The sequence below is a fragment of the Spirillospora albida genome (assembly GCF_000718255.1).
Lineage (GTDB): Bacteria > Actinomycetota > Actinomycetes > Streptosporangiales > Streptosporangiaceae > Spirillospora > Spirillospora albida.
The window spans coordinates 1-10,265 of sequence record NZ_JOFJ01000039.1 but is presented as its reverse complement, the minus strand read 5'-3'; the positions used below and the strand labels follow the sequence as shown (position 1 = coordinate 10,265).

8 protein-coding genes are annotated in these 10,265 nt (G+C 70.4%); 4 read left to right on the top strand and 4 right to left on the bottom strand.

What is annotated here, in order from left to right:
- The first annotated feature begins 207 nt into the window (after nucleotides 1-207).
- Entirely contained in the window at nucleotides 208-864 is a 657-nt protein-coding gene (locus IE99_RS0128200; RefSeq protein WP_037560239.1) for a hypothetical protein, read from the top strand.
- 293 nt (nucleotides 865-1,157) lie between these two features.
- Here the strand turns inward: IE99_RS0128200 and IE99_RS0128195 are convergent, their stop codons facing one another.
- From IE99_RS0128195 to IE99_RS0128185, 3 genes are all read right to left on the bottom strand, one after another.
- On the bottom strand, nucleotides 1,158-2,303 hold the full coding sequence (locus IE99_RS0128195) for a winged helix DNA-binding domain-containing protein (RefSeq protein ID WP_051713469.1): 1,146 nt from the start codon (nucleotides 2,301-2,303) through the stop codon (nucleotides 1,158-1,160).
- 58 nt (nucleotides 2,304-2,361) lie between these two features.
- Nucleotides 2,362-3,204 (bottom strand): NAD(P)H-binding protein, encoded by an 843-nt coding sequence (locus IE99_RS0128190; protein ID WP_030177378.1) that lies wholly within the window; start codon nucleotides 3,202-3,204, stop codon nucleotides 2,362-2,364.
- Nucleotides 3,205-3,265: 61 nt separating this feature from the next.
- Nucleotides 3,266-4,450, bottom strand: coding sequence for an epoxide hydrolase family protein (locus tag IE99_RS0128185; protein ID WP_030177376.1), 1,185 nt, complete (start codon nucleotides 4,448-4,450; stop codon nucleotides 3,266-3,268).
- 63 nt (nucleotides 4,451-4,513) lie between these two features.
- Here IE99_RS0128185 and IE99_RS0128180 point away from each other — a divergent pair, with 63 nt between their 5' ends.
- Both IE99_RS0128180 and IE99_RS32835 read left to right on the top strand, forming a co-directional pair.
- Complete coding sequence (locus IE99_RS0128180; protein WP_030177374.1) at nucleotides 4,514-5,488, top strand: helix-turn-helix transcriptional regulator; 975 nt, start codon at nucleotides 4,514-4,516, stop codon at nucleotides 5,486-5,488.
- 380 nt (nucleotides 5,489-5,868) lie between these two features.
- Nucleotides 5,869-6,237 carry a hypothetical protein gene (locus IE99_RS32835; protein ID WP_211258953.1) on the top strand — a complete coding sequence of 123 codons (369 nt, stop codon included), beginning with the start codon at nucleotides 5,869-5,871 and terminating at the stop codon, nucleotides 6,235-6,237.
- 531 nt (nucleotides 6,238-6,768) lie between these two features.
- On the opposite strand, the gene IE99_RS0128170 is transcribed toward IE99_RS32835, so the two are convergent.
- The gene (locus tag IE99_RS0128170; RefSeq protein ID WP_030177370.1) at nucleotides 6,769-7,719 is read right to left on the bottom strand and encodes a helix-turn-helix transcriptional regulator; all 951 of its coding nucleotides are present in this window, start codon (nucleotides 7,717-7,719) and stop codon (nucleotides 6,769-6,771) included.
- Nucleotides 7,720-7,781: 62 nt separating this feature from the next.
- On the opposite strand from IE99_RS0128170, the gene IE99_RS0128165 reads away from it, so the two are divergent.
- The gene (locus tag IE99_RS0128165; protein WP_030177369.1) at nucleotides 7,782-10,019 is read left to right on the top strand and encodes an ATP-binding cassette domain-containing protein; all 2,238 of its coding nucleotides are present in this window, start codon (nucleotides 7,782-7,784) and stop codon (nucleotides 10,017-10,019) included.
- Nucleotides 10,020-10,265 lie beyond the last annotated feature (246 nt).

Here is a 10,265-nt window from a genome sequence, read left to right as displayed (position 1 = left end):
CGCGCCTCGGCCACACCTCACCCATCAACTACGAGAACACCACAGGTAACCTGACCGCCGCCGCATGAAACCGGTGTCCACATCTCGGGGGGAAGCCCCGGGATCCTGAGCGTGGTGGCCGAAGTTATCGTGCCTCGCCCGCTGGCGATCACACCGGGCGGGTGTTGATAAACGAACGGTTCTCAACACCCTGAGAGACTGATCTTCGTGTCAGAACAGCCAGACCTCCGGTCCTCCGTAGAGATCCGCGACCATCTCGTACGTGAACTGAACCTCGCTCTTCGCCGGCCGGGGATGTACGGCGGCGAAATCGCGCTGCGCATCCTCCTCGATCATCTGGCCTACGTGGAACGTGGCGAGGAACGCTGGTCCGCAGAGCGGCAGGCGTGGAAGGAACGCGGGGCTTTCACCCCAACCGGGGTCACCGGAGCGTTCGCCGGGCTGGTAGCCGGACACTATGAGTACGGCGTGGCTTCGGTCTATTCGGAGTTCGCTCGCGTCCAGGGCTGGCTCCAAGCAGACCGAACACTGACACCCCAGAAGCATCGCGAGCTCACGGCCACGCTGGATGCCTGGGCCGCGCAAGACCGGAAGCTCTCCGAGGTAGAGGCTGCTCTGGGTCCGCCCTCGATCCTTTTCGGCGGCAACAACCCGCTGTACGGAAAGACCCTCAGCTACCTGACCGGTGCCCTCGAAGAGCCGATGGTCTCCTTCCACTTCTGGAACGGACCTGACTCAGACACCGGACCGCAATGGCCGCCCGCCTACACCGAGCCGGTCCTGTTGGCCGTTCGGGTCGGCGGCAGTGATTTCGGCAAGAGCTTCACCTTCACGCCCGAAGGTCAGCGCCGCCGCCCTACGTAACCGCCCAGGGGTCGTCGAGCACCGGCTGGGCGTCGTCGGGGCGAGTCAGCCCCGTAGGCCCTCCGCTCGGGTCCGTGCGACCAGATGCAAAGTAGCTGTGCGTGACGGATGTCGTCCGGTGAGCGTTCCCCTAACGGACACCATCGGAGGTGTCGATTTCCGAAGTGGACTGCACGGATGATCGAGGTCCTCTGCACGAATTCTTGCCGGTGGGCGGATTTGGTCACCTTCCGAAGGGCGCGGGCAGCGGCATGAGCGGGCGTCTGTGGATGGCACGCATGAGCAGGGCCTGCTCACTGCCGATCGCTTTCCTCTCCGGTCACCGCGTCGTCGCGGTCGACGAGCGTGGCCGTGCCCCTGCGGAGGTCGTGGCCGGCGCCGGGCGCGGCGAACTCCAGCAGCCGGGTGCCTTCGGTCTCGACCTCGGCGCGCTCAGTGGCGGTCAGCGGCCGGAACGGGTCGATCTCCAGAGTCGCTGACGCTTTGCCCAGGTGGAGTTTCCAGACGCCCGTCACCTGCCCGTCCACCAGGAAGGTGGCGCGCATCCCGTTGCCTGTCATGACTCGTTTGCGGGCCTCCTCCGAGATCACGCGGGTGCGGTCGGTGTGGGAGGCCAGCAGGTTGTCGTATTCGGGCAAGAAGCGAACCGGCGCGCGGGCGTCGGCGCCGGGGCGTGGCGCATTCGGCAGGTCGAACAGCTCCACCCCGTGCTCGTCGCGGAAGACCGCCAGTTGCGGCCTCAGTCTCTCCAGGACGGGACGCAGCCGGGTTCGGCCGGCCCATGTCTGCACGTCGGTGACCGAGGCCGGGCCGAACGCGGCGAGGTAGCGCAGCACTATGTGTTCGGAGTCGGCGGCGGGGGCGGGCTCGGCTCCGGTCCAGCCGGCCGCCGTCGCGTACCGGGTGGTGCCGCCGACGCCCCAGACGGCGCGTGGCGGTACCTGGACCAGCGGCACCAGGTTGCGCACTACGGTGGCGAGCGCGCGGGGCTCGTGATCGGGCCACCGCTTGTGCAGCGCCGCCCTGAGCTCCTTGGGGGTGAGGTGCCGTGCGTCGAGCAGCGCCCGGCCGGACTCTGCCACGGCCACACGGTCCAGACCGGTGAGGGGCGTTTTGAATGCGGTGTCCAGCTCACGGTCGAGCGCGGGCTGCGCCCATGGCCGCAACGAGCGGTAGTCCGCCGTGGTGACCAGGTGGACGGTGCTACGCATCAGCGCGACCCGCACCAGGCGGCGCTCGGTCAGCGCGTCCGCCAGGTCGGCGGTACCGAACTTCCGCAACCTGCTCCAGAGCCCGAAGTAGGGCGCGTACGGCGCCTGCGCCTGCATGCCGACCAGCCAGGTGACCGCCTCCTCGGCGGTCGCGTCGGCCCGCTCCAGCAGCCACTGACGGGCCAGCAGGGCTCTCCCCAACTCCCGTCGCCCCAGCACCTGTGCCACCGTGCCGTCCTCTCCGTCCACACGGCTGGGGCGGCGGATGCCGCCCCTGCCTCGTTGATCAGCCGCCGAAGTCGGCCCGGTGATCCGCGGTCCACCGGGCGTAGGTCCGCGCGGGGTGCCCGGTGATCTGCTCGATGACGTCGTTGACCGGCGCGGGCTTGCCGACCGCCTGCGCCATGAGAGCGAACAGCGCGGCCAGGAACTCGGGGTCCATGAACTGGCTCATCTGCTCCAGCACAGGCTCCGGGTCGAGGTCCTCGACGGTGAGCGGGCGCCCCAGCGTCTCCCCGAGGATGCGGACCTGCTGTGTCTGGGTCAGCGACTTGGGGCCGGTCAAGTCGTAGGCCCGCCCCGCGTGCCCGCCGCCGATCAGGATCTGCGTGGCCACCTCGGCGACATCCCTTTCGTGCACGGCGCTGAAGGCCGCTTCGGCGTACGGCGCGCGAATGACGTCACCGCCCTGGAGCTGCATCGCGAACGTCAACGAGTTGATGGCGGGGAAGAGCAGCCGCAGGAACGTCCACTCGATTCCGGACGCCTCGACGGCCCGCTCGACGTCGCGGTGGTATTGGGCGATCACGTCGGGCTGCCGCTCGGCGCCCGGGACGACCGCCCCCGAGGACAGGAACACCAGCCGACGCACCCCGGCCCGGCCCGCGGCCGCCAGCAGCGGAGCGACATCCATCCCGTACTGCACAACCAGGAAGGCGGCCTCGACGCCGGCCAACGCCGCCGGCAGCGTCTCGGGCTTGGTCAGATCGGCCCGGACGACGTCGACTTCCTGCGGGAGCCCGGCCCGCTCCGGAGTACGGGTCAGCGCCCGCACCGGGGCACCCGCGGCGACCAACTCCTCTACCGCCTGACGTCCGAAGTGAGCCGTGGCACCGATGACGAGATACATGGGATTTCCTTTCGTGTGAATACACGGGGGTCTGAGGGGTCCGCCGACAACCGGCGGCGGATCAGCGCACCTTGCCGAAGAACTGCCGGATGTCGTCGACGAGCAGGTCGGGGGCGTCGTGCGCGGCGAAGTGGCTGCCCCGGTCATAGACGTTCCAGGACAGGATGTTCTTGTGGTCGCGGTCAGCGAACGGCCGGATGGACTGGAAGTCCCAGGCGAAGTTGGCCAGGCCGAGGGGCACGGTGGTCGGCTCGGGCACGGAGGTGCCCCGGCCGTTCGACTTCTGTTGTACGGGGGCCGCCGCCGCGTCCTCGTAGTAGAACCGGGCGGCTGAGGCGGCCGTGTTGGTCAGCCAGTAGATCATCACGTTCGTGAGTACGAAATCCGGGTCGAGCGAAGCGCCGAGCAGCTGCGCGTGCCAGCCCAGCAGGCCGGCCGGGGAGTCGGCCAGGGCGTGCGCCAGATTCTGCGGCTCGGTGGACTGGAGCTTGTCGTACGCGCCCCGGTTCTGGGTGAACCACTCGGCGAACGCGAGCTTGCCGCGCTCCTCCTCGGACAGACCGGCCAGCTCGGCGGGGTCACCCGACGGGAACGAGAAGACCTGCGTCACGTGCACGCCGCAGACGTGCTCGGGGTCGACCCGGCCCACCTCGGGCGAGATCAGCGACCCGCCGTCGTTGCCGGCCGCGCCGTACCGGTCGTATCCGAGCCGGCGCATCAGCTCGGCCCAGGCCCGGGCCACCCGGTACCGGTCCCAGCCACGCTCCCGGGTCGGCCCGGAGAAGCCGAAGCCCGGCACCGACGGAATGACCAGGTGGAACGCGTCCGCCGGGTCGCCGCCGTGGGCCCGCGGATCGGTGAGCGGGCCGATCACGTCCAGCCACTCGACCACCGAGGTCGGCCAGCCGTGGGTCAGGATCAGCGGCGTCGCGTTCGGCTCCGGCGACCGCACGTGCAGGAAGTGAATGTTCTGTCCGTCGATCTCAGTGGTGAACTGCGGGTACGCGTTCAGCTTCGCCTCCCAGGCCCGCCAGTCGTAGCTGGTGCGCCACCGCTCGACCAGCTGCTTGACGTAGCCCACCGGGACGCCGTACTCCCAGCCGGGCGGCACCGGGCCGGCCGGCGCCGACTCGCCCGCGGGCAGTTCCTCCGCCCACCGGGTCCGCGCCAGCCGCTGCTGGAGATCGTCGAGGTCGGCCTGGGGGATGTCGATCCAGAACGGGGCGATCGTGCTGTCGTTCGTCATGGTCGTCAGCGTAAGATCCATTTAGGTAGGATCCGTTCCTAATGCTCTGGCAGACTCCGAGGAATGTTGGAAACCTCGGCGCGGCTGCTGCGCCTGCTCTCGCTGCTCCAGACGCCCCGCGAGTGGACCGGCGCCGAACTGGCCGAACGGCTGTCGGTCAGCACCCGCACCGTCCGCAACGACGTGGAACGCCTGCGAAACCTCGGCTATCCGGTGCACGGCAACCGAGGCGCGGTGGGCGGCTACCGGCTCGGTGCCGGGGCCGCGCTGCCGCCGCTGCTGCTCGACGATGAAGAGGCGGTCGCGGTGGCGATCGGACTGCGCACCGCCGCCGGGGGCACGATCACCGGAGTCGAGGAGACCTCGCTGCGCGCGCTGGCCAAACTGGAGCAGGTGCTACCGACCCGGCTCCGGCGCCGTGTCAACGCCCTCCAGCGGTACGCCGTCGCGGTACCGCGGGACGACCTGGGCCCACGGGTGGACGCGGACACGCTGAGCGCCCTCGCCGCCGCCTGCCGGGATCACGAGCGCCTGCGATTCGACTACCGAAGCCACGACGGCTCCGAGAGCCGGCGCGAGGTGGAACCATACCGGCTGGTCAACTGGGGACGACGGTGGTACCTCGTCGGGTTCGATGTCGAGCGGGCCGGCTGGCGGACGTTCCGGGTGGACCGGCTCCACCCACGCACCCCGACGGGTCCCCGATTCACCCCCCGCGATCTCCCCGAGGAGGCCATCGACCAGGTACGTCGGGGCGTGTCGTCGGCTGCCTGGCGATACCGGGCCCAGGTCGTCGTGCACGTACCAGCCGAACAGCTCGCCGAACGAATCAACGCCGCCATCGGCACGATCACGCCGGTCGACGACACCCGCTGCCTGCTGGACACCGGCGCGGACAGCATCGAGGCGCTCGCCGTTCACCTCGGCCTGCTCGGCGCCGACTTCACCGTGACCAAACCCGCGGAACTCGTCGAACTCGTGCGTGCACTCGCCGACCGCTACCACCGCGCCACCGAGCCACGGCCGCAGGACATCTGAGCCACGCGGACGAGGCCGCCCCGCCGCGGCTCCTGCCTCCATTGCCTCCATGCGGTTGCGCATCCGCTCATCGGCTACTTGGAGTGCGTTGCCAGCGGTGTGGAGCGGCGATGATCCGCTTCGTTGAGCGGCACCCATCGTCTCCTGCCAGAGCTCGGCGCGACGGGTGCGGCTCTGTCCGCACCTCACCGTCGGTGCGGCACGCCGTGATCGACTGATACCGATGCTGGTTTGGGGTACGAGCCGGAACGCACCGCAGTGCAGGCGGGTTCGCGACACCCCGATGTTCCGAAGTCGCCTGCAACCACACCCGAACTACCAGGTCACACGTGCACCCGACTTCGGACACTGACACCGTCATTCAAGATCGAGGCCGTCCGTTGGGGGATCCCCTTACGGACAACCTCCGCGAAGCCCCACTATCCCTTTCGGCCGTATCTCGGCTGACCCTCAAGACGGGCAAGAACGCGGGACGCCACCCCTCGGTCGCCTCGCTGCACCGGGCGCTCGCTGAGGCCGAGGAAGCCGCCTCACCGGACGACGTGCAGATCATCGGGCCCCGCCGCCCGGTCCGTGCCCGCATCACCGGCCTCGGCAGCGGCACCGACCCGGAGCTGCTGGAACGGCGCACTGCCCAGGTCATCGACGGCGGCACCGTGCTGGACGACCTCACCCGCCAGGCTCAGGACGGCACCGACGACGTGGTGGCCCAGCTGCTCGCGCAGGCCCGGAACGGAGACGACCAGTGATCCCCACGCCGCCCCACCGTAGAAAGGGCCCCGGCGTCCTCGGCGCCACCGGACCCGGAGAACACGGACCCTGCGGCCGCCGGCCCGAACCCGAAGAATGCGAGACCGCCCCCGAGCCCAGCACGCCCGAGCCCTGGCAGGAGTAGTGGAATCGCAGCAAGATCAATCTCACCGGGATTTCCTGTACCTCAACTACTCACACCCGAGGTGGCCCCAGCCCCAGTGCTTCTGGTGCTGATCGCGTGTTTGTCTCATGCAGTTGGCCCCGAGGATTGGGAGGGAGACGTCGCGTGCGAGCGAGGGGCCCGGATGCGGCTCTGCGGAGGTCGGGCGGCGGCAGCGCGGGCAGCCGCGCGGCCGCGGCGATCAACCAAACGGGGAAGCCCTATGTGCGACTCGGTGCGTTCCAGCAGCCGGTGGGCGGCGGTCTCCGTGATAGTGACGCATATCCCGGAACCCATCGCGCCCGTCGTGATCGCCGCGCCGCGTTCGCCGTCGCCCGCGCCAACGGGCTCAGCTGCGGCCAGGTCGTCAGGCGCGAGATAGACGGTGGGCGAACTGGTGGCAGGCGGCGCGGAAGGCGGCGGGCTCCTCGATGGTGAAGTCGGTGCTGAGGGAGGCCAGATGGAGCAGGAGCCAGGGCCAGGAGTCCAGGTGCAGGACGGCTCGGGTGCGGGTGGGGGTCAGGGCGGTGAGAGCGGCGTCCTGGTGACGGAAGGCGTCGGCGACGGTGGTGAGAGGGGCCTCGATGGTCAGGACGACGCGCCGGCGGTCGCGGTGCAGGCCTTGGCGCAGGTAGGCAAGGGCGGTGTCGGCGGGCAGGGGGCGCGGGGGGAAGGCGCGGCCGGTGTCGCGCAGGTCGGCGATGCGGTCGATGCGGAAGACGCGCCAATCCTGGCGGCCGGTGTCCCAGGCGAGCAGGTACCAGCGCAGCAGGTGGTGGATCTGGCGGTGCGGCTCGGCACGCCGTGAGGTCACGGTTCCGGAGGGGCTCGTGTAGTCGAACGTCACCACGTGTGTGTGCTGGATGGCGTCGGCGAGCACGCTCATCGTCTCGGCGCTGGTGTGCGGGGCGGGGGTGCGTTCGGTCTCCAGGCCCGCCCGCAATGCCGCCGCCCGCGGCCGCAGCCGTCGAGGCAGGTACTGGTCGACCTTGCCGTAGGCGCGGGCCGCCGCCTCGTCCAGGCTTCCCTCCTGCGCCCCGCCGGAGGAGGCCAGCACCGCCAGGCCCAAGAGCGTCGCGATCGCCTCGTCGTCCTCCAGCAGCAGCGGGGGCATGGTCGTCCCGGCCGCCAGACGGTAGTAGCCGCCCGGCCCCGGACGCGTCTCGACCGGATAGCCGTAAGCACGCAGCCGGTCGACGTCGCGGCGCAGCGTGCGCGCGCTGACCTCCAACCGGACGGCCAGTTCGTCGCCACCGAAGAACCGGCCCGTCTGCAACACCGCCAGCAGGGCGAGGACTCTGTGCGTGACATCGGCCATGACCCCAGTCTCCCGCCAATCGCGGACGATTTCCGGCCGCATCTACTCGTAGCGTCGCCCTCATGACCCAGCTGATCCGGATCCGGGGCGCCCGGACCAACAATCTGCGCTCCCTGGACCTCGACGTGCCACGCGGACAGATGATCGTGTTCGCCGGCGTGTCGGGGTCGGGCAAGTCGTCGCTGGTGTTCGACACGATCGCCGCCGAGGCCGGACACCAGCTCAACGAGACCTTCCCGCCGTTCGCCCGCAACCGGCTGCCCAAGTGGGCGCGGCCCGACGTCGAGCGGATCGAGGGCCTGTCGCCGGTCGTGGTGATCGACCAGCGGCGCCTGGGCGGCAACGCCCGCTCCACCCTGGGCACCGCCACCGACGCCTGGACCTACCTGCGGCTGCTGTTCTCCCGCGTCAGCACCCCGCACGTCGGCGAGTCCAACCACTTCTCCTTCAACGACGCCGCCGGGATGTGCCCGGCCTGCTCGGGCCTCGGCGAGCGCGTGGTCACCGCCGTCGACCGCTTCCTGGACCTCGACCGGTCGCTGCGCGAGGGCGCGATCCTGCTGCCCGGCTTCGGCGCCGGCGGCTATTGGTACGCCCAATACGCCGACATCGGCAGCTTCGACGCGGACACCCCGCTGCGCGACTGGACCCAGGACGAGCGCGACGCGTTGCTGTTCGGCGGAGAGCACGCCGCCCGCCTGGGCACCAAGCCTCCGAAGTCCTATGAGGGCGTCGTCGAACGGTTCGAACGCATCTACCTGCACACCTCTGATGACCTGTCCGACCGCAAACAGGACGTCATCGCCCGCTTCACCCGCGCGCAGACCTGCCCCGACTGCCACGGCGACCGGCTCAACCACGCCGCCCGGACCGCCACCGTGCTCGGCCGCACCATCGGCGCGATGGCCCGCATGGAGATCGAGGAACTGGCCCAGCTGATCCCCCAGGTGGACGAGCCGGGCGTGCAGCCGGTCGTGACCGCGCTGAGCGAACGGCTGGACGCCCTGGTCGCGATCGGCCTCGGCTACCTCGCCCTCGGCCGCCCCACCCCGACGCTGTCGGGCGGCGAGGCGCAGCGCGTCAAGACCGTCAAGCACCTGGGCAGCAGTCTGATCGAGATGCTGTACGTCTTCGACGAGCCGACCGTCGGCCTGCACCCGCGCGACGTCGCCGCGATGACCGGGATGCTGCACCGGCTGCGCGAGCGCGGCAACACCGTCCTGGTCGTCGAGCACGACCCGGAGGTCATGGCCGTCGCCGACCAGATCGTCGAGATCGGGCCCGGCGCGGGCGGCCACGGCGGCTCTCTCGTCTTCCAGGGCACCTTCGCCGAGCTCACCCGCGCGGACACCCCGACCGCCCGCGCCCTCGCCCGGCGGCGGCCCGCCAAGGCCCGGCCGCGGCCGGCACGCGGACAGATCACCGTCGTCGGCGCCCGGCGCAACAACCTTCAGAATCTGACGGTCGACATCCCGGCCGGGGTGCTGACCGTCCTCACCGGCGTCGCCGGGTCGGGCAAGTCCAGCCTGGCCGCCGAGCTCGTCGACCAGCACGAGGCCGTCGTGATCGATCAGCGGCCGGTCAGCACCAACCGCCGCTCCACGCCCGTCACCTACACCGGGATCGCCCCGGCGATCCGCAGGCTCTTCGCCCGGCGCAACGGCGTTGCGGCGGGCCTGTTCAGCCCCAACTCCGCCGGGGGCTGTCCGCAGTGCGGCGGGGCCGGCACCCTCTACACCGACCTGGCCTTCATGGACGGCCAGGAGACCGTCTGCGAGACCTGCCAGGGGCGCCGCTTCACCCCCGAGGCGCTCCGGCACACCGTCGACGGTCTGACCATCGCCGACGTCGAGGACCTCACCATCGTCGAGGCGGTCCACCGGTTGCCCGACCCTGCGATCGCCCGCGCCCTGCGCCATCTCGAGAGCGTCGGCCTCGGCTACCTCCGACTCGGCCAGCGCCTCACCACCCTGTCGGGCGGCGAATGCCAGCGCGTCAAAATCGCCAGGGAACTGCGCACCGCCCCCGACCGCGCCCTCTACGTCCTGGACGAACCCACCACCGGCCTGCACCTGAACGACATCGACACCCTGCTCACCGCCTTGGACGACCTCGTCGACCACGGCCACACCGTCGTCGTCATCGAACACAACCTCCGCATCGTCAAACAGGCCGACTGGCTCATCGACCTGGGCCCCGGCCCCGGCCGCCACGGCGGCCGCATCCTCTACCAGGGGCCGGTAGCCCACATCACCGACACCCCCACCGCTCACGCCCTGTCACTGGACGACCCGAGCTGACGGGTCGGGTCAAGGGGCACCGGTGCGGCGGAACCCTCCCTGCCGGAGCACCCCGCGGCGTGCCGACCCTCGAGATCCACCCGTCGATCGTGCGTGCCGCAGTCGTCATGGCGGGCCGGCGGGCGCCGTTGATTCGGCGCGCTGCCGTCTGAGGCGCCCCGGATCTTCCGGACAGGTCCCCAACTAGGGTTGGGGAGAACCGGAAGGGAAGGTCGTTGGCACGACAGAGGCGGCATTTCACCCAGG